Raw genomic sequence first — 18,667 nt, 5'->3', positions numbered from 1 at the left:
ACGTCGGCATGTGCGGCCGTGGCGGGGATCAGAGCGCAGATTGCCGCCAGTACAGCGGCGATGGCACGTCGAGCGATACGCCAGCGAAGTGTCTGCATGCGTTATCTTCGCATCGAAATTAATCAAGTTCGAGACTTGACTTCACGTGCCGCGGAGCGATTCGGCGACGGAGTCTTCGGGCTGCCAGGTCCGTACCGTGAGTCCGTCCAGGTTGGACTGTTGCGCCGCCATCTCCAGCATCGCCTTGTTGGCGGCGAAGCCGTACGGGAATGGGTCGGTGCCGAACTCCGCCGCCTGCCAGTCCAGGTCGTCGTTTCCGGTGCGGAAGACGCCGGCGGCCGAAGGGTCACGCCGGTACGCCTCGCGCTTGGCCGCCTCGAACGCGTCGAAGATGGCTTCGGCCACCCAGGGTTCCTTCTCGACGAGGCGCCGCTTCACGAGGACGACGTGGTTGACCGGAAGGAAACCGGTCTGGCGCTTGAAGTCCGCCATGAACCGGCGACCGCCGTCCGGGAAGAGCCGCCGTACGTTGCCCGTCGACGTGTCGATGTGGACGTCGGCGGCCGGGAAGGCGGCGTCCAGCTCGCCGGCTTGGAGCATCCGGTTGACCTGCCCGGCGCCGGCCCAGTGCAGGGTCACGCCGCGTGGCGGGTCGGTGTCGAAGCCCAGTTGCCGGCCGTGGCTCTGATCGCCCTGGCGCGCGACGTACCACTCGACGTCCTGCGGCTGGATGCCCCACAGTTGCCGCAGTTGGGCGCGGAACCACAGGCCAGCGGTCATCGTGTAGTCGGGGATGCCGAACGCGCGCCCTGCCAGATCGGCGCCGCTGTCGATGCCGGCGTGGGCGTTGACCAGCGTGGCCAGGCCGAGCGTGGCCTTGCTGGCGAAGACCGGGATCAGCACCCAGTCCCACAGGGCCTTGGCCCGCTCCTGGGTGACGATGTAGTTCGAGATGGAGAACTCGAACACGTCGTGCGCGCCGTCGCGCAGGTGCTTCTCGTGCAGGTCGCCGGGCGGGCCCGACTCCCAGGAGATCTCGATCCCGGTGGGCTGGACCGTGCCGTCGACGAGCGGCGTCACCCGCGGGTTGGGGGAGAAGGCGCCGCGCAGGTGTAGAGACATTCCTGACCTCCAGTCGGGACCGGGCTAGCCCAGTATTGCACACTGTATACACTATGCGCTCATGAGCGCGGGGCCGGTGCTGGCACCGGCCCCGCGCGTGGATCATGTGGTTAGTCGGTCCAGATGCCACCGTCGACGAGCGCGACCGCGCTGTCGTACACATGGTCGCTGGTGTCCGCGACGGCGATCTGTACGGTGACCGGCTGGCCGGGGTTACCGGCACCGAGCAGGTCAGCGGCACGGTGAGGCCGTCCATGCTGGTCGAGTAGCCGGCGGCACCGGCGCTGTTGTCGACGTAGTACGAGTTGTTGGTCTTGTCGTTGATGGTGTTGACGGAGACCGCCTCGGTGCCGCCGGGCACGGTGGCGCAGTTCTTGCCGTTGACCCGTACGACCATGACGTCGTTGTAGGCGCTTCCCACGTACTCCGGGTACTCCTCGCTGGCGAAGACGTATCGGACGTGGAGCGTCGAGCCGGCCGGCTTGAGGGTGACGGTGTACGCGGCGGCGTCGAAGGTCGGATGGCCGGCGAGGGTGGTCAGCTCGGCGTCGCCCTCGCGACCGAGGTCGGTGCTGGCGAACTTCTCCGGCGGCCCCAGCGCGTCGGCGATCTGTCCAGTGCTCAGCACCCAGGTCTTCTTGCCCGGCACGAAGCCGTCCACGTGGCCCCACTGGTCTGGGCCACCGACCGTCGCGTCCTCGATCTTCGACACCCCGGGACCGAGGAGCGTGTCTGCCGGCTGGGGGTGTTCTTGTCGCAGTCCTTCGGGAGCGACCACGGGGAGCCGCCGTACGGTGTTGACCCGGTGAGGGCGTCCGAGCTGATCTTCTGACTGAATGACCATTTGCTCAACCACGCCTTGACGACCAAGCCAAGGCTGCGGGTGAACGCCGCGGCCGCGATCGTGCAGTTGTTGAACTGGCTGTCCTGCTCGGAGTGGTAGGGCTTGAGGCTGGCGTCGAGCGGAGACAACTCCCCGCTGATCCCGGCGATCACGCCGGCCCCGGTGCTTCCGACACCCGGCCCGAGGATCAGCTCGCCGCCGACCTTGAAGCCCACCGACCCGTTCTTGGTCACCTTCGGCGTCAAGGGGGCCGCTTCCATGATCGTATGGCCGGTGAACGATGGGCCGTTCTTGACGGTCATCGAGCCCGCGAACCGCACACCACCGGTCGCGGTCAGCCCGACGTTCTCGATCTTGAGGCCGCCCCCGATGGTGAACTGCGCGGCGGCGTCGAACGAGACGGAGATCGGCACGGGCGACGCCGTCAAGGTCTTGAAGAACTTGCTCAGGCCCAGAGCGCACTGGAGGTCCTGACTGGTCTCGATGCGGGCGGCGCCGGTCACCTTGGCCGTCAGCCCGACGTCCACGGACGCGCCGGTGGGGACCTCGACGCCCAGGAACTTGTACTTGTCGACCTTGGTGCTGAAATGGCCCGCCAGCGTGACGGTGGGCGTGAACGAGATCGTGGTGGTTCCGCCGATCCCCCGCAGTCGACATCGGCCGCCTTGGCCGCCGCGGCCTTGGCCGTGGCCGAGGGCGCGCCGCCGCCGCCGGCGGCGGCGACAGAGAATTCCGGAACGTCGAGCTCGTAGTAGTCGAACGCGTCGATCAGCGCGCCCGCCGCGAGGCCGAGGGTGCGGCCGTCGGGCGTGATGGAGGTGACGACGCCGAGGAAGCCGCCGGGAAGCGCGGCCGAGATCGGCAGGACGACGGCTGAACCCAATAGCGGCGGCGGTACCTGGCTCCGCAGCACGACCTGGACGCCCGTTCCCGTGGTCTGCGCGGCGGCTAGGTCGGCCGGCACGGCGAGCAGCGTCGTCGGCGCGGCGACGTAGGTGGCCTGCGTGGATCCGACCGGCGGCGTGGTGCTGATGGAGCTGACCAGGGGGCCGGTCCAGCCGTGCTTGGTCTGGGTGAACAGTGAGTACGTGTACCGCGTTCCCGGCTTCAGCCCTTGGTCGGCGGCCGAGGTGCCTTTGACCGGCACGCCGACGCCCAGGGTCTTGAGCGAGACCGGCGTACCACCGGGCGTACGCCGCAGGACGAACCGGGCGCCGGCGGGTGCGTTCCAGGAGAGCTTCAGGCTGGTCCGGGTCAGGTCCGTGGCGACCAGATGATGCGCCCCGCCATCCGGAGCGTAGGTCACGTTGACGGTCGTCATCGCACCTGACTTCACGACGGCGACCGGCGGCGACGCGTGGCCTACGTACCGCACGCCGTCGACCGTGGTGCTCACCGGCGGCACATGGTAGAGCCCTGCCGGCAGGGAAAGGGAGACCAGCGTGGACGTGCCGGTGGGGGCCTTGGCAGCGACCTGCCGCGTCTTGCCGGCCAGCGTGACGGTCGCCGGAATGCCGTCCGGTGTATGGATCTTCACCTGTACGGTGCCCGTTGCCGGGTCACCTTTCGGCGTGGCTCCCGCGGGCGTCGCGAACCCGGGCAGTCCGATGAGGACGGACGTGGTCAACCCCAGCACGATCTTTGTCCATGGTGGATACTTCACGATGTCACTCCTCGGCGGCGATGGCGGCTCGGCACACCGGTGACATTTCCAGCGCTACGTGTTGGTGAGAATGGTGAATTCGCCGTCCTGCCCCACCGGCGCGCACCTCAAGCTGAACGGCTTCGCTCATCCGGGGGAACACCGCGCGATCGCCACGTACGTGGTCGTCCAATGAGGACACGCCGGATGGACCGACGGATGTGCGCGGATGCCCGATCATCGATCACGACCGCCGCCCGGCCGGGCTACCGGTGACAAAATCGGCCAAGACCGGCTATCGTCGCGAAACGCTCGCTGGTTGCTCGGTTGTTTCCGCCGAGTTAAAGATCTTCGCCCCGACCTCTTGCGTTCCACCTGTGGTACGGCGTTCACTATGTGGCACCACAGAGGGAGGGGCACATGGTGAAGCTGGGCGACCTGGTCGACCCGTACGCGCAGCCCGAGCGGCTCGGCGGCGACGCCGCCTGGAGCGAGGGACCGCTGTGGCTGCCCGGCGAGGACGCCGTGATCTGGTCGGACATTCCCGGCAACCGGATCCTGCGGTGGAGCGCCGGCACCGGTGCCGTGACCGTCGACCGTACCGGGGTGGAGTTCACCAACGGGCGCTGCCTCGACCGGGACGGCCAGGTGGTGACCTGCTCACACGGCCGGCGGGCGATCGAGGGTGGCCCGGCCGGCGAGCCCGGCGAGGTGCTCGTCGACCGCTTCGGCGCGGCCCGGCTCAACTCGCCCAACGACGTCGTGGTGGCCGCCGACGGCGCGATCTGGTTCACCGACCCGCCGTACGGGATCGTGCAGCCGCACGAGGGCCACCCCGGGGAGCGGGAGTACGGCGACTGCTACGTGTTTCGCTTCGACCCGGCCACCGGCGAGCTGGCCCCGGCCGTGCTGGACGTGGAGGAGCCCAACGGGCTGGCCTTCTCGCCGGACGGGTCGCTGCTGTACGTGACCGACACGTCGGCGGCCCTGCGCACCGACGGCACGGGCAACCACTGGATCCGGGTGTACGACGTGGTCGACGGCCGGCGGTGCAAGAACGGCCGGGTCTTCGCCGAGGTGACGCCGGGCCTGGCGGACGGGATCAAGGTCGACGTCGACGGCAACGTCTGGACGTCCAGCGCCGACTCGATCCAGGTGTACGCGCCGGACGGCACCCGCCTGGGCAAGATCCCGGTGCCGGAGAAGGTCGGCAACCTGTGCTTCGGCGGCCCGGACGGGGACGTGCTCTTCATCGCCGCCGGCACCGGCCTGTACCGCCTGCCCACCCGCACTCAGGGAGCGGCCCGATGAGTGCGCCGGTGAGCGCCCCGCTGCTGCGGGTGCAGGGGCTGGTCAAGTCCTTCTACGGCAACCGGGCGGTCGACGACGTCTCCTTCGACGTACCGGCCGGGCGGGTGGTGGCGCTGCTCGGCGAGAACGGCGCCGGCAAGTCCACGGTGATCAAGATGCTCGCCGGCGTGTACGGGCGGGACGCCGGCCACATCTTCCTGGACGGGCAGGAGATCACCAAGCCGGACGGCATCTCGTTCATCCACCAGGACCTCGGCTTGGTCGAGTGGATGACCGTCGCGGAGAACATCGCCCTGGCCACCGGCTTTCCGGGCGGCCGGCGCCGGCTGGTCTCCTGGCGGGCCGTACGCCGGCAGGCCGAGCAGACCCTCGCGCTGATCGGCGGCGGCATCGACCCGGACACCCGGATCTTCGACCTGCCGCGGACCGAGCGCTCGCTGCTGGCCATCGCGCGCGCCCTGGTCGGCGGGGCCAAACTACTCGTACTCGATGAGCCCACCGCGAGCCTGCCGGCGGCCGACGTGGAGCGGCTGTTCGCGGTCCTGCGCCGGCTCCGGGAGGACGGCGTCGGCATGATCTACGTGTCGCACCGGCTGGACGAGATCTTCCAGATCGCCGACGACGTGGTGGTGATGCGCAACGGCCGGGTCGTCGGCGCGGCGCCGACCGCGCGGTTCACCCCGGCCGAGCTGGTCCGGCTCATCGTCGGCCGGGAGACCCGCCCGGGCGCGCCGGGCGCGGTGGGGAGCGGGTCCGGCTGGAGCTCGACGGGGTCCGGGTCGGCGACGTCGGCCCGGTGGATCTTCGGGTACGCGCCGGCGAGGTGGTCGGGCTGGTCGGCCTGCGCGGCGCCGGGCAGGAGGAGGTCGGCCGCGCGGTGGCCGGCGTGCTCCCGGCCCGGGGCGGCGCCATGCGGCTGGACGGGGCCCCGTTCGCGCCCCGGCACAGCGCGATGGCGGTACGCGCCGGGGTCGGGTTCGCCACCTCCAACCGCGAGTCCGACGGCATCGCGGCCGGCCTGTCGGTGCGCGAGAACCTCTTTCTGAACCCGTCCGTCTGGGGCCGCCGGCTCCTCGTGCCGGGCCTCACCCGCACGGAACGGGCCTGGGCCGCGCGCCTGGTGCGCGAGTTCGACGTGCGCCCGCCGACCCGGAACGCCCCATCGACACGCTGTCCGGCGGCAACCAGCAGAAGGTGATCGTCGCCCGCTGGTTCGGGGTCGGCCGGGCGGTGGCGGTGCTGGAGGAGCCGACCATGGGCGTCGACGTCGGCGCCAAGAGCGACATCTACGCGCTGCTGCGGCAGGCCGGCGAGCGCGGCACCGCGGCGCTGGTGGTCTCCACCGACCTGGAGGAGGTCGCCGCGATCTGCCACCGCGCCCTGGTCTTCCACCGCGGCCGGGTCTGCCGGGAGTTGGCCGGCGCCGACCTGACCGTGTCCGCCCTCATGAGCGCCGCGACCGGCCTGTAGCCCCGACAGGCCAGAGAAGACAGAGGAGTACAGATGGCTCTGCACACGTCCGTGCGCTCGACCGCGCTGGAGCCCCGCAAGGGCGGGTCCGCCGGGCGCCGGCTGCTCACGGTGTACGGCATGGTGCTGCTCACCGTGCTGCTGTTCGGGCTGTTCGCGGTGTTGAAGCCGGACACCTTCCCCACCCTGCTGAACTTCAAGCTGCTCACCGCCGGCAACGCCGTACCCCTGATCCTGGCTCTCGCGGTGACCGTGCCGATGGTCGCCGGGAAGATCGACCTGTCCGTCGGCTACGCGCTGGGGCTGTGGCAGGTGCTGGCGCTGTCGTGGCAGCTGAACGGCCTGGACTACCGGCTGGTCATCCTGCTGGTGCTGGTCGGCGGCGCGGTGGTGGGGCTGGTCAACGCCGCGCTGGTCGAACTGGCGCAGGTGGACGCGTTCATCGCCACCCTGGCCACCGGCCAGGTCATCTTCGCGATCACCTACTGGCACACCGGCGGGCGGCAGGTGGTCGACAGCGACGGCCGCCGCGCGGCCAACTTCGACGCGCTGGCCACCTGGTCGTTGGGGCCGGTGCCGGGCCCGTTCGTGATCGCCGTCGTGCTCGCGGTGGGGCTGTGGGCGGTGCTGGAGTTCCTGCCCGTCGGCCGCTACCTGTACGCGGTCGGCGCCAACCCGCGGGCCGCGGAGCTGACCGGCATCCGGCGCCGCCACTACGTGGTCGGCTCGATGGTCACCTCCGGCGTGCTGTGCGCGATCGGCGGCATCCTGCTCTCGGCCCGCCAGGGCGGCGTGGCCCAGGCCAACATCGGCCCGGACTTCCTGCTGCCGGCGCTCGCCGCGGCGTTCCTCGGCTCCACCACCATCCGGCCGGGACGGGTGAACGCGTGGGGCACCGTCCTCGGCGTCGTCGTCACCACCATCGGCATCTCCGGCCTGCAGCAGCTGCTGCCCGGCCGGTTCTACCTCGACCCGCTCTTCAACGGGCTCACCCTGGTCGCCGCCATCACGATCGCGAGCCTGGCCAGCCGCAAGCGGCTCGCCAGCGCCGAACGGCACCAGGTCGCCGCCACACCGTCCACACCCGACACCGCACAGTCGACAACCATTGGGAGCACCGTATGAGAACCTTCCGGGCGGTTGTTTCAGTCGCCGCCGTCCTCGCCGTCGCCGCCGGATGTTCCAGCGAAACCGCCGCGGAGCAGGCCGGCACCGCCACCACCGGGTCGACCCCGTCGGCCGCCGCGCAGGCGCTCGTCCCGCCCGGCATCACGGACGTGCTCGCGGACGCCAAGAAGCGGGTCGCCGACAGCCTGTCCGGCGGCGCGGGCTTCACCCCGTCCAGCACCGGGCCGGCCGCCCAGAAGAAGGGCAGCACCATCGCGTACGTGGCCGCGGACCTGACCAACGGTGGCGTCAACACGGTCGCCAAGGCGGTCACCGAGGCGGGCGCCGCGATCGGCTGGAAGGTGAACGTCATCGACGGCAAGGGCAGCGCCCAGGGCCGTACGAACGCGCTCAACCAGGCGATCGCCCTCAAGCCGGCCGGCATCATCCTCGGCGGGTTCGACGCCACCGAGCAGGCCGCCACCATCAAGCAGGCGACCAGCCTGTCCATCCCGGTGGTGGGCTGGCACGCCGGCCCGGAGTCCGGCCCGATCGCGTCCGCCGGCCTGTTCACCAACGTGACCACCGACCCGCTGCAGGTCTCCTGGCTGGCCGCCGCGTACGCCGTGGCGCAGTCCGAGGGCACCGCGGGCGTGGCCATCTTCACCGACTCCCAGTACCAGATCGCGGTGCGCAAGGCGGACGCCATGCGCGACTACGTCAAGCTGTGCACCGGCTGCACCGTACTGTCCTATGAGGACGCCCCGATCGCCGAGGCGGACGCCCGGATGCCGGCCCTGATCTCGTCCCTGCTGCAGCAGAACGGCGACAAGCTCACCTTCCTGCTGGGCATCAACGGCAACTACTTCGGCGGTGCGAAGAGCGCGCTGCGCGACGCCGGCAAGGCCGGGGCGGGCCCGCCGTGGGCGGTGGCAGCAGGGGACGGCGACGCGGCCGAGTTCCAGCGCATCCGCACCGTCGACTACCAGGCCGCCACGGTCGCCGAGCCGATGCCGTTGCAGGGCTGGCAGCTCGTCGACGAGCTGAACCGGGCCATTGCCGGGCAGCAGCCGTCCGGATTCGTGCCGATGCCGGCGCTGATCACCAAGCAGAACGTGCCGGACGGCGACGTGTTCGACCCGCCGTCGGGGTACCGGGACATCTACAAGAAGATCTGGTCCGGCCAGTGACCGACGTTGCCGTCATCGGGCTCGGCGTGATGGGCTCGGCCATCGCCCGGCGGCTGCTGGCCGCCGGGCACCGGACCCACGTGTACGACGTACGGCCCGAGGCCGTCGCCGAGCTCGCCGCCGAGGGCGCGGTGCCCGCCGCGCGCCCGGCCGACCTGGCCGGCTGCGAGCCGGTGCTGCTGTCGCTGAACACCGCCACGATCGTCGAGCAGGCGGTGTTCGGCCCCGGCGGTGTGCTGGCCGACCCGGCCGACGGCACGCTGCTGGTGGACATGTCCAGCATCGACCCGGCCAGCACCCGCGACCTGGCCACCCGGGCCGAACGCCGCGGCGCCGCCTGGGTCGACGCGCCGCTGTCCGGCGGCGCGCCGGGCGCCCTGCGCGGCGAGCTGACCCTGATGCTGGGCGGTCGGGACGAGGACGTGGCCCGGGCGCTGCCGGTGCTGGGCGTGCTCGCCTCGCGTACCACGCACCTCGGGCCGGTCGGCGCCGGGCAGCTCGGCAAGCTGGTCAACCAGGTGCTCGTCGGTTGCGGGTTCGCGGCGCTGGCGGAGGCGGCCGCCCTGGTCCGCGCCGCCGGCCTGCCCGCCGAGCAGATCCTTACCGCGCTGACCGGCGGGCGGGCCGACTCCGCGCTGCTGCAGGAGTTCTTCACCAAGTTCGCCGCGGTCGACCTGTCGCCCACCGGCCGGGTCGCCAACATGGTCAAGGACCTGGAGATCGCCCGCGACTTCGCCCGTACCCGCAACGTGCCGCTGCCGATGACCACCGCGGTCTCCGAACTGCACCGCTGGCTGGTGGCCCGGGATCACGGCGGTTCGGACAACGCGGCGCTGATGCTCTACTACACCGGCGGTGCGGAGGCGTGACGGTGCGCGGATCGGTGGGGCTGGTCGGGCTGGGCGTCATGGGCCGGGCGGTCGCCGCGCGGCTCGCCGAGGCCGGCGTACCGGTGATCGCCACCTCGCGGACCCCGGCCACGCGCGACGCGGCGGCCGCCGCCGTGCCTCAGCTTGCCATCAGGGGTACGCCGGCGCAGGTCGCGGCGGCCGGCCCGGTCCTGGTGCTGACCAGCCTGCCGAGCGGCGCCGAGGTGGCGCAGGTCGCCGCCGACCTGGTCGGCGGGCTGCCACCCGGCCGGTCGCTGCTGCTGGTCGACCTGAGCACGACGGCGCCGGGGGAGGCCGCCGAGCTGCACGCCCGGCTCGGCGCCGGCGGGCACGCCGCGATCGACGCGCCCGTCTCCGGCGGCCCCACGGGCGCCCGTGCCGGCACACTGTCCATCATGGCCGGCGCCACGGTGGACGCGTTGCGGGCCGCCGCGCCGGTCCTGGCGCACCTCGGCACGGTCGTCCACTGTGGTCCGCCCGGCGCGGGCCAGGTGGCCAAGGCGTGCAACCAGCTCGTCGTGGCCGGCACGCTGGTGGCCGTCGCCGAGGCGCTGGCGCTGGCCCGGCGCAGCGGCGTCGACCCGGCCCTGGTCCGCAGCGCCCTGCTGGGCGGGTACGCCGCATCCCGGGTGCTGGAGCTGCAGGGCGGGCGGATGCTGCGCGGCGACTTCGCCGGGCAGGGCAAGGCCGGCCTGCTCGCCAAGGACGTACGGATCGTCCGGGAGCTGGCCGGCGACGCGGCGCTCGCCACCCCGGTGCTGGACGCCGCCGGCCGGGTCGTCGACCGGCTCGCCGCCCGCGCCCCGGACATCGACCACTGCGCCGTCATCACGGTCATCGAGGAGACTGTCCCATGAAGCTGTTCGACCTCACTGGGCGCCGGGCGCTGGTCACCGGCTCCAGCCGGGGGATCGGCGCGGCGCTGGCCACCGGCCTGGCGCGGGCCGGCGCGCGGGTCGTGCTCAACGGGCGCGACGGCGCGGCGCTGGAGCGCGCCCGGCGGGACCTGGCCGAGCGCACCGGCGCCACCGTGGACGCGGTCGCCTTCGACGTCACCGACGCCGCCGCCGTCCACGATGGAGTCGAGCGGCTCGGCCCCGTCGACATCCTGGTGAACAACACCGGCGTGCAGCACCGCGAGCCGATGCTCGACGTCGGCGTGGACACCTTCCGGCGGGTGCTGGACACCAACGTCACCAGCGCGTTCCTGGTCGGCCGGGCGGTCGCGGCCGGCATGGTCGCGCGCGGCCACGGCAAGATCATCAACGTGTGCTCGGTGCAGACCTGGCTGGCCCGTCCGGGCATCGCCGCGTACACCGCCTCGAAGGGCGCCCTCGCCATGCTGACCCGGGCGATGTGCGCCGAGTGGGCCCCGCACGGCGTGACCGCCAACGGCCTCGCCCGGGGTACGTGGTGACCGAGCTGACCCAGCCGCTCGTCGACGATCCCGCGTTCGACGCGTGGATCCGCGGGCGTACGCCGGCCGGGCGCTGGGCCAACCCCGACGACCTGGTGGGCACCCTGATCTGGCTGGCCGCGCCGGCCTCCGATTTCGTCAACGGCCAGGTGGTCGCCGTCGACGGTGGCCTCACGGCGGTGATCTGACATGGCGGACGTTCGCGCGGTGGTGGTGCACGGCGCCGGCGACCTGCGGCTGGAACGCCGGCCCGCGCCCGAGCCGGGCCCCGGCGAGGTGGCGGTGGCGGTCCGCTACGGCGGCATCTGCGGCTCCGACCTGCACTACTGGCGGCACGGCGCGGTCGGGGAGTTCCGGCTGCGCGAGCCGCTGGTGCTCGGGCACGAGGTCGCCGGCACCGTCCACGCGCTCGGCGACGGCGTCGACTCCGTGACCGTCGGCGCGCCGGTGACCGTCCACCCCGCGACCCCGTGCGGGGCCTGCCGCCAGTGCCAGGCCGGCCGGCCCAACATCTGCCCCGACGCCCGGTACCTCGGCAGCGCCGCCCGGTTCCCGCACGTGCAGGGCGGCTTCGCCGAGCTGCTGGTCGTACGGGCGGACCAGGTCATCGCGCTGCCACCCGGGCTGGACCTGCGTCACGCGGCGGTGGTCGAGCCGGCCTCCGTGGCGTGGCACGCCGTCCAGCGGTGCGGCGACGTACGCGGCGCGCGGGTGCTGGTCACCGGCGCCGGCCCGATCGGCTGCCTCGTGGTGTCCGCGCTGCGGGCGGCCGGCGCGGCCGAGATCGTGGTCACCGACGTGCACCCGCAGCCGCTGGCCGTCGCGGCGGCGGCCGGCGCGACGCGTACCGTGCTGGTGGGTGCTCCCGGGGCCGGTGACCTCGCGGACCTGGCCGCGGACGCGGCGATCGAGTCGTCCGGCAGCCCGGCCGGCTTCTCCACCTGCCTGCGCGCGGTGGACCGCGGCGGCCTGGTGGTCGGTCTGGGGCTGCTGCCGCCGGGCGACAGCCCGATCGCCGCGAACCTGATCATCACCCGCGAGCTGCGGGTGGTCGGGTCGTTCCGGTTCGACCACGAGCCGGCGGCCGTTCTGGACGCGCTGGCCGCCGGCCGGCTCGCCGTCGAGCCGGTCGTCACGCAGGTGGTGCCGCTGGACGCGGTCGCGGACGGGTTCGCGCTGGCCGCCGATCCGGCACGGTCGTGCAAGGTGCTGCTGGACTTCGCGGCGGGCAAGCCCTGACTGCGAAGATTGGCGGAAGTCACCACCCGGCCGTGCCGTTGAAAATTAAGGAGTCCTACCGTGACGCGCTCGCTCCGCGACGTCGACAGCCGTGCCCCCGCGGTGACCCGGGCGGTGGCCATGCTGGAAGAGCTGGCCCGCCGCGGCCCGCTCTCCCTCACCGAGCTCGCCCGGTCGCTGGACCTGGCGAAGTCGACCGTGGCGAACCTGTGCGCCGCGCTGGAGGACAGCCACCTCATCCGCCGGATGGACCAGCGGTGGGCGCTGGGCTACAAGGTCGTCGAGCTCGGCCAGGGCTTCCTGGCCGGCACCGACCTGGTCACCGAGTTCCGCCGGGCGGCGACGCTGCTGCCGGTGGCGGCGCAGGAGACCCTGCTGCTGGCCGTCCTGGACGACCTCGACGTCGTCTACCTGGCCCGGCACGACGGCAACCAGCCGGTGCGGCTCGCCAGCGACATCGGCCGCCGGCTGCCGGCCGTCGTGACCGCCCTCGGCAAGGCGATGCTCGCCAGCCTGCCGCCGGCCGAGCAGGACCGCCGGCTCGCGACCATCGGCGAACTGCCGGCCTACACGCCACGCTCGCACCGGTCCATGGACGCGCTGCGCCGCGACCTGGACGAGATCCGGCAGCGCGGGTACGCCCTCGACGACGAGCAGAACACCGAAGGCGTCACCTGTTTCGGCGTCGCCCTGCCCGGCGGCCCCGACACGCCGACCGCGGTCAGCGCCACCATGCTCACCGCCCGGGTGACGCCGGACCTGCGCGAGTCGCTGACCAAGGACCTGACGACGCTCGCCACCGACCTGTCCCGACTGGCCCGACCCTAAGCTCGAACGGAGTACCCATGCTGCCTCGCGTCGCCGTCTCCCGCCGCGACCTGCCCGGCGCCGGCCTCGCCCAGTTGGCCGACCGGTGCCGCCTGACCGTCTGGGACGGCGACGCCCCGCCCGCGCCGGCGCAGCTCGCCGGGCTGGTCGGCGACTGCGACGCGGCGCTCGTGCTCGGCACCGACCGGGTCGACGCCGCCCTGCTGGACGCCGCGCCCCGGCTCCGCGTGGTCGCGCTCGCCTCGATGGGGTACGACGCGGTCGACGTGGCCACCGCGAACGATCGGGGCGTGCTGGTCACCCACACTCCCCACGTCCTGGCCGAAACCACCGCCGACGTCGCACTCGCGCTGATCCTCCTGGCCCGCCGCCGGATCGGCGCCGCCGTGGACACCATGCGCGGCGGCGGGTGGACCCACTTCCGCATGGACGGCTTCCTCGGCCTCGACGTCCACGGCGCCACCCTGGGCCTGATCGGCTACGGCCAGATCGGGCAGGCCCTGGCCCGCCGCGCCGCCGGACTGGGCATGCGGATCCAGCACCACGACCCGTCCCACGCGCAGGACGCCGTCGGCTCGCGCGCGGTCGGCTTCGACGAGCTGCTGCGTACGAGCGACGTCATCTCCCTGCACGTACCGCTGACCCGGCGCACCGCCGGGCTCATCGGCGCCGCCGAGCTGGCCCGGATGAAGCCGACCGCGACCCTGGTCAACACCTCCCGCGGCGGCATCGTCGACGAGGTCGCCCTGGTGGCCGCCCTGCGCGCCGGGACCCTGCACTCCGCCGGCCTCGACGTCATGGTCGACGAGCCGCGCGCCGACCCGGCCGACCCGCTCTTCCACGAGCCGCACCTGGTCGTCCTGCCACACATCGGCTCGGCCACCGAGGCCACCCGCGCCGCCATGGTCGACCTGGCCGCCCGCAACATCCTCGCCGTCCTGGACGGGCACGACGCCCTCACCCCGCTGCCCGGCACCCCGGCCCGCCGCGGCTGACCGCCGCACGGCACCGGGCCGCATATCGTGCAAGGGTGACGGACACCCACCTCATCGGCGGCGCGGACCGGATCCTGGACCATGCGACGGTACGCGCGTTCGTCGCCGACCGGCTGGCCGCGGCCGACCTGGACGGGCGCAGCGTGTGCGTGATCGTGCCGGACGGCACCCGCAGCTGCCCGCTGCCGCCGCTGATGGGTGCGGTGCACGAGGCGCTCGCCGGCCGGGCCACCCGGGTCACCGTGCTCATCGCGCTCGGCACCCACGCGGCGATGAGCGAGCAGCAGCTACGCGCCCACCTCGGCGGCCCGTACCCGGGCTTCACCGTCGTCAACCACGAGTGGTGGCGGCCGGAGGCGCTGGTCCCGGTCGGCACGATCGGCGCCGACGAGGTGGACAAGCTCTCCGAGGGCCGCCTGCGCCAGCCGGTGGACGTGGTGCTCAACCGGGCCGCGGTCGAGCACGACGTGTGCCTGGTGCTCGGGCCGGTCTTCCCGCACGAGGTGGTCGGCTTCTCCGGCGGCAACAAGTACTTCTTCCCCGGCGTGGCCGGGCCGGACATCATCGACCTGTCGCACTGGCTCGGTGCCCTGATCACCAGCTGGCAGATCATCGGCACCCCGGGCACCACCCCGGTCCGCGCCCTGATCGACCAGGCCGCCGCCATGATCCCCACCCGCCGGCTCGCCCTGTGCCTGGTGGTCCAGTCCGGCACCGGCGCCCTGCACGCCGCGTCGTTCGGCCCGCCGGAGGAGGCGTGGGCCGCCTGCGCCGAGGTGTCCGCCCAGACCCACATCCGCTACCTGGACGCCCCGGTCCGCCGGGTGCTGTCGGTCCTGCCGGCCAAGTACGACGACATGTGGACCGGCGCGAAGGGCTTCTACAAGGTCGAGCCCGTCGTCGCCGACGGTGGCCAGGTCATCCTGTACGCCCCGCACATCACCCGGCTGTCCGCGATGCACCCGGAGATCGAGCGCATCGGCTACCACTGCCGTGACTACTTCGTCGGGCAGTGGGACCGGTTCCGGGACGAGCACTGGGGCGTCCTCGGGCACTCCACCCACCTGCGCGGCGCCGGCACCTGGACCGCCGAGGACGGCGAGCGCAACCGGGTCACGGTCACGCTCGCCACCGGCATCCCCGAAGACGTGGTCCGCGGCGCCAACCTCGACTATCTCGAGCCATCCACTGTGGACGTTTCCGCCACCGACCCGCACACCTTGGTCGTACCGCAGGCCGGCGAGGTCCTCTTCCGCCTGCGGTAAAGGGCTAGCCGACCGGCGCGCGCTCGCCGAAGACGAGGCGCGCGCCGTCGACGTCGTCCGGGTCGCCTTCGCAGTCGACCACCACGCGCTGGCCGGGGCGCAGCTCCTGGAACAGGATCCGCTCGGCCAGGCTGTCCTCGACCTCGCGCTGGATGGTACGGCGCAGCGGCCGGGCACCGAGCGCCGGATCGAAGCCCTTCCTGGCCAGGTACCGGCGGGCCGCCTCGGTCAGCTCCACGCTCATGTCCTTGTGGCGTAGCTGGCCGTCGATCCGCGCCACCATCATGTCCACAATGGAGAGCATGTCCACCTCGGTCAGCCGCGGGAAGACGATGGTGTCGTCGATCCGGTTCAGGAACTCGGGACGGAAGTGGCGCTGCAGCGCGTCGGTGACCTTCTGCTTCATCCGCTCGTACGTCGTGCCGGCCCCGTGGGACGGCTGGAACCCGACCGGTACGCTCCGCGTGATGTCCGCCGTGCCGAGGTTGGTGGTCAGGATGATCACCGTGTTCTTGAAGTCCACGATGCGGCCCTGACCGTCGGTGAGCCGACCGTCTTCCAGGATCTGCAGCAGGGTGTTGAACACGTCCGGGTGGGCCTTTTCGATCTCGTCGAACAGGACCACCGAGAACGGCCGCCGGCGCACCTTCTCGGTCAGCTGGCCACCCTCGTCGTAACCGACGTACCCGGGCGGGGCACCGACCAGCCGGGACACCGTGTACCGGTCGTGGAACTCGGACATGTCCAGCTGGATCAGCGCGTCCTCGCTACCGAACAGGAACTCCGCCAGCGCCTTGGACAGCTCGGTCTTACCCACCCCGGACGGACCGGCGAAGATGAACGAACCGGACGGCCGCTTCGGGTCCTTCAGACCGGCCCGGGTACGCCGGATCGCCTTGGAGACCGCCTTGACCGCGTCTTCCTGGCCGACGACCCGCTTGTGCAGCTCGTCCTCCATCCGCAGCAGCCGGGACGTCTCCTCCTCGGTCAGCTTGTACACCGGGATCCCGGTCCAGTTCGCCAGGACCTCAGCGATCTGCTCGTCGTCCACCTCGGACACCACGTCCAGGTTTCGGATCCGCATCCGAGCGCCCGCCTCGTCGATCAGGTCGATCGCCTTGTCCGGCAGGTAGCGGTCCGAGACGTACCGGTCGGCCAGGGTGACCGCGGTGGACAGGGCCGCGTCGCTGTAGGACACCCGGTGGTGCGCCTCGTACTGGTCCCGCAGCCCCTGGAGGATGGCGATCGCCTGGGCGTGCGTCGGCTCGTCGACCCGCACGGCCTGGAACCGGCGGGCGAGCGCGGCGTCCTTCTCGAAGTACTTGCGATACTCGGCCGTGGTCGTGGCGCCGATGGTCTGCAGCTCGCCGCGGGCCAGCATCGGCTTGAGGATGCTCGCCGCGTCGATCGCGCCCTCGGCCGCGCCGGCACCCACCAGCGTGTGAATCTCGTCGATGAACAGGATGATGTCGCCCCGGGTGCGGCACTCCTTCACGACCTTCTTCAGCCGCTCCTCGAAGTCACCGCGGTAGCGGGAGCCGGCCACGAGCGAGCCGAGGTCCAATGTGTACACCTGCTTGGCCCGCAGCGACTCCGGCACCGCTTCCTTGACGATCCATTGGCACAACCCTTCGACCACGGCCGTCTTGCCGACGCCCGGCTCACCGATGAGCACCGGGTTGTTCTTCGTACGGCAGGACAGCACCACCATGACCCGCTCGATCTCCCGGTCCCGCCCGATGACCGGGTCGAGGCCGCCGTCCCGCGCCCGCTGGGTCAGGTTCTGGCCGTACTGCTCCAGCAGCGCGGAGGTCGCGGGCATGACCACGCCGGGGCCCGGCTCGACCGGGTCCGTGCTCGGGTGGCCGGACAGGAGCTGGATCACCTGCTGGCGTACCCGGTTGCGGTCGGCGCCCAGCTTGACCAGCACCTGGGCCGCCGCGCCCGCACCCTCCCGGAGGAGGCCAAGGAGAATGTGCTCGGTACCGATGTAGTTGTGCCCGAGCTGCAACGCCTCGCGCAGCGACAGCTCCAGCACCTTCTTGGCCCGCGGCGTGAACGGGAGGTGCAGGCTCGGCGCCGGCTGGCCCTGGCCGATGATCTCCTCGACCTGCTGGCGGACGCCCTCCAGGGAGATACCCAGACTCTCCAATGCCTTGGCCGCCACCCCCTCGCCCTCGTGGACGAGACCAAGCAGGAGGTGCTCCGTGCCGATGTGGTTGTGGTTGAGCATCCGGGCTTCTTCCTGAGCCAGGACGACAACCCGGCGGGCCCGGTCGGTGAACCGTTCGAACACGACACTCACGTCCTCGCGGCGAGGCCCCACGCACCCCACCCGACAGACGCACGCGTGCGCGCGGAAACGAAAGGGGGTGAATGCGCTGAGTCGGAGCCTCTTGGCGTTGACACGCGACCCGCGTGGGGGGCCTCGCTACGCTCGTGCAGGCGCGCTGCCCGTCCAGGGTACAACGAACCCGGATGGGCACACTTACGATGGGCCGAGGGAGGACTGCGATGACCACTACCGAGCGCCGACGCTCCGTGCCAGATCGGGCCCGCAGGCGCGCGATCCGTGCGCTCGCCACCCGGCTCGGCGTGGCGTACTCGGTCGCCGCGCGCCTGCTCACGGACCAGACGCCGGCGGGCGGGCACCGCTGGACCGCTCCGCCCGCAGGCACCGACGAGCACCGCGCGTGGTTGTTCGCTCTGCGCGAACAGCGCCCGTTCCACGCCCGCGTCCGCGACACCCGCCAGGCCACCGACCTGCCGCTGGGCCGGGCCGCGCACCTGACCGCCCGATACCCGCGGCTGCGCGCCGCCGGCGTCGACCCGCTCTACGACGGCCCGGGCCGTCAGACGACCCTCGCCATGCTGTACGCCGTGCTCGCCCACGAGTCGCCGCAACTGCTGCCCACCGCGGGGGAGCTCACCTGGGTCGCCGAGCTGGGCGAGGAGGCGGCCGTCGACATCCCCTGCGCCGCGCTCGACCGGGCCGCCCGGCTGCTGCTGGACGACGACCGCTGGCGGCTGTGGACCCGCGTCGAGGCCGCGCTCACGGCCGGCGAGGCCGGGCCCGACCGGCGGGTCCGGGACGTGGCGATCACCCTCGGCCGGGAGCTGCGCGCGGTCAGCCTGCGCGGCTCCGTCGACGGCGTCCGGCACATCCTCGACGCCCTGCTCGTCGAGGCGTACGAGGGGCACCCGCCGGGCGCGCGGGTGCGCGTCGGCGATCTGGCCGCCACCGTCGTCGGCGTCCGCTGGTCGCGGACCGGCCCACCCACGGGGTACGAGGTGCGCCTCGACGGCGACCCGACCGTCCACATCGTGCCCGGATAGCCGGCGCCCCC

The 18,667-nt window shown here is 72.4% G+C and carries 16 protein-coding genes and 2 pseudogenes; 14 read left to right on the top strand and 4 right to left on the bottom strand.

Features of this window, described 5'->3' with window-relative positions:
* Positions 1-346: 346 nt before the first annotated feature.
* From Prum_RS55965 to Prum_RS53380, 3 genes are read right to left on the bottom strand one after another with little or no spacing between them, the layout of a single operon-like run.
* Positions 347-1,834: a choice-of-anchor L domain-containing protein gene (locus Prum_RS55965; RefSeq protein ID WP_503826951.1), complete on the bottom strand. Its 1,488-nt coding sequence runs from the start codon at positions 1,832-1,834 to the stop codon at positions 347-349.
* Positions 1,744-2,493 (bottom strand): hypothetical protein, encoded by a 750-nt coding sequence (locus Prum_RS53385; protein ID WP_173086174.1) that lies wholly within the window; start codon positions 2,491-2,493, stop codon positions 1,744-1,746. Before Prum_RS53385 ends, Prum_RS55965 begins: the two co-directional genes overlap by 91 nt.
* On the bottom strand, positions 2,478-3,629 hold the full coding sequence (locus tag Prum_RS53380; protein ID WP_173086172.1) for a fibronectin type III domain-containing protein: 1,152 nt from the start codon (positions 3,627-3,629) through the stop codon (positions 2,478-2,480). The genes Prum_RS53385 and Prum_RS53380 overlap by 16 nt, the downstream gene beginning before the upstream one ends.
* 399 nt (positions 3,630-4,028) lie before the next feature.
* Here Prum_RS53380 and Prum_RS47665 point away from each other — a divergent pair, with 399 nt between their 5' ends.
* The 13 genes and pseudogenes from Prum_RS47665 (at position 4,029) to Prum_RS47615 (ending at position 15,320) form a co-directional block, all read left to right on the top strand.
* On the top strand, positions 4,029-4,919 hold the full coding sequence (locus Prum_RS47665) for an SMP-30/gluconolactonase/LRE family protein (protein ID WP_173086170.1): 891 nt from the start codon (positions 4,029-4,031) through the stop codon (positions 4,917-4,919).
* Positions 4,916-5,410: pseudogene (locus tag Prum_RS55660) on the top strand (ATP-binding cassette domain-containing protein); the annotation flags it as partial. The gene Prum_RS47665 and the pseudogene Prum_RS55660, both read left to right, overlap by 4 nt.
* Positions 5,411-5,715: 305 nt before the next feature.
* Entirely contained in the window at positions 5,716-6,117 is a 402-nt protein-coding gene (locus Prum_RS55655; protein WP_371871436.1) for an ATP-binding cassette domain-containing protein, read from the top strand.
* Positions 6,114-6,389, top strand: a complete 276-nt coding sequence (locus tag Prum_RS50500; protein WP_218577946.1) for a hypothetical protein — start codon at positions 6,114-6,116, stop codon at positions 6,387-6,389. The genes Prum_RS55655 and Prum_RS50500 overlap by 4 nt, the downstream gene beginning before the upstream one ends.
* A 33-nt stretch (positions 6,390-6,422) precedes the next feature.
* Positions 6,423-7,514, top strand: a complete 1,092-nt coding sequence (locus Prum_RS47655; protein ID WP_173086168.1) for an ABC transporter permease — start codon at positions 6,423-6,425, stop codon at positions 7,512-7,514.
* Positions 7,511-8,686 carry a substrate-binding domain-containing protein gene (locus Prum_RS47650; protein WP_173086165.1) on the top strand — a complete coding sequence of 392 codons (1,176 nt, stop codon included), beginning with the start codon at positions 7,511-7,513 and terminating at the stop codon, positions 8,684-8,686. The genes Prum_RS47655 and Prum_RS47650 overlap by 4 nt, the downstream gene beginning before the upstream one ends.
* Entirely contained in the window at positions 8,683-9,555 is an 873-nt protein-coding gene (locus tag Prum_RS47645) for an NAD(P)-dependent oxidoreductase (protein WP_218577945.1), read from the top strand. Before Prum_RS47650 ends, Prum_RS47645 begins: the two co-directional genes overlap by 4 nt.
* Positions 9,552-10,433, top strand: a complete 882-nt coding sequence (locus Prum_RS53375) for an NAD(P)-dependent oxidoreductase (RefSeq protein WP_173086163.1) — start codon at positions 9,552-9,554, stop codon at positions 10,431-10,433. The genes Prum_RS47645 and Prum_RS53375 overlap by 4 nt, the downstream gene beginning before the upstream one ends.
* Positions 10,430-11,181 (top strand): annotated as a pseudogene (locus tag Prum_RS50495) (SDR family oxidoreductase). The gene Prum_RS53375 and the pseudogene Prum_RS50495 overlap by 4 nt, the downstream one beginning before the upstream one ends.
* A gap of 1 nt (position 11,182) precedes the next feature.
* The gene (locus tag Prum_RS47630; RefSeq protein WP_173086161.1) at positions 11,183-12,232 is read left to right on the top strand and encodes an L-idonate 5-dehydrogenase; all 1,050 of its coding nucleotides are present in this window, start codon (positions 11,183-11,185) and stop codon (positions 12,230-12,232) included.
* 60 nt (positions 12,233-12,292) lie between these two features.
* The gene (locus Prum_RS47625; RefSeq protein WP_173086159.1) at positions 12,293-13,060 is read left to right on the top strand and encodes an IclR family transcriptional regulator; all 768 of its coding nucleotides are present in this window, start codon (positions 12,293-12,295) and stop codon (positions 13,058-13,060) included.
* 17 nt (positions 13,061-13,077) lie between these two features.
* Positions 13,078-14,055, top strand: a complete 978-nt coding sequence (locus Prum_RS47620) for a 2-hydroxyacid dehydrogenase (protein ID WP_173086156.1) — start codon at positions 13,078-13,080, stop codon at positions 14,053-14,055.
* A 35-nt stretch (positions 14,056-14,090) separates the two neighbouring features.
* Positions 14,091-15,320 (top strand): lactate racemase domain-containing protein, encoded by a 1,230-nt coding sequence (locus tag Prum_RS47615; RefSeq protein ID WP_173086154.1) that lies wholly within the window; start codon positions 14,091-14,093, stop codon positions 15,318-15,320.
* Between the two features lie 4 nt (positions 15,321-15,324).
* Here the strand turns inward: Prum_RS47615 and Prum_RS47610 are convergent, their stop codons facing one another.
* Positions 15,325-17,616, bottom strand: a complete 2,292-nt coding sequence (locus Prum_RS47610; protein ID WP_173086579.1) for an ATP-dependent Clp protease ATP-binding subunit — start codon at positions 17,614-17,616, stop codon at positions 15,325-15,327.
* Between the two features lie 218 nt (positions 17,617-17,834).
* On the opposite strand from Prum_RS47610, the gene Prum_RS47605 reads away from it, so the two are divergent.
* Entirely contained in the window at positions 17,835-18,656 is an 822-nt protein-coding gene (locus tag Prum_RS47605) for a hypothetical protein (protein ID WP_173086152.1), read from the top strand.
* Positions 18,657-18,667: the final 11 nt, after the last annotated feature.

Source organism: Phytohabitans rumicis (genome assembly GCF_011764445.1).
Lineage (GTDB): Bacteria > Actinomycetota > Actinomycetes > Mycobacteriales > Micromonosporaceae > Phytohabitans > Phytohabitans rumicis.
The sequence above is the reverse complement of the archived record's forward strand: the minus strand, read 5'-3'. Positions and strand labels throughout refer to the sequence as shown.

Bases quoted from the DNA above. Each gene is read 5' to 3' on its own strand.
- Prum_RS47665 (WP_173086170.1), top strand. From the start codon at position 4,029: ATGGTGAAGCTGGGCGACCTGGTCGACCCGTACGCGCAGCCCGAGCGG.
- Prum_RS47650 (WP_173086165.1), top strand. From the start codon at position 7,511: ATGAGAACCTTCCGGGCGGTTGTTTCAGTCGCCGCCGTCCTCGCCGTC.
- Prum_RS47620 (WP_173086156.1), top strand. From the start codon at position 13,078: ATGCTGCCTCGCGTCGCCGTCTCCCGCCGCGACCTGCCCGGCGCCGGC.
- Prum_RS47655 (WP_173086168.1), top strand. From the start codon at position 6,423: ATGGCTCTGCACACGTCCGTGCGCTCGACCGCGCTGGAGCCCCGCAAG.
- Prum_RS47630 (WP_173086161.1), top strand. From the start codon at position 11,183: ATGGCGGACGTTCGCGCGGTGGTGGTGCACGGCGCCGGCGACCTGCGG.
- Prum_RS47605 (WP_173086152.1), top strand. From the start codon at position 17,835: ATGACCACTACCGAGCGCCGACGCTCCGTGCCAGATCGGGCCCGCAGG.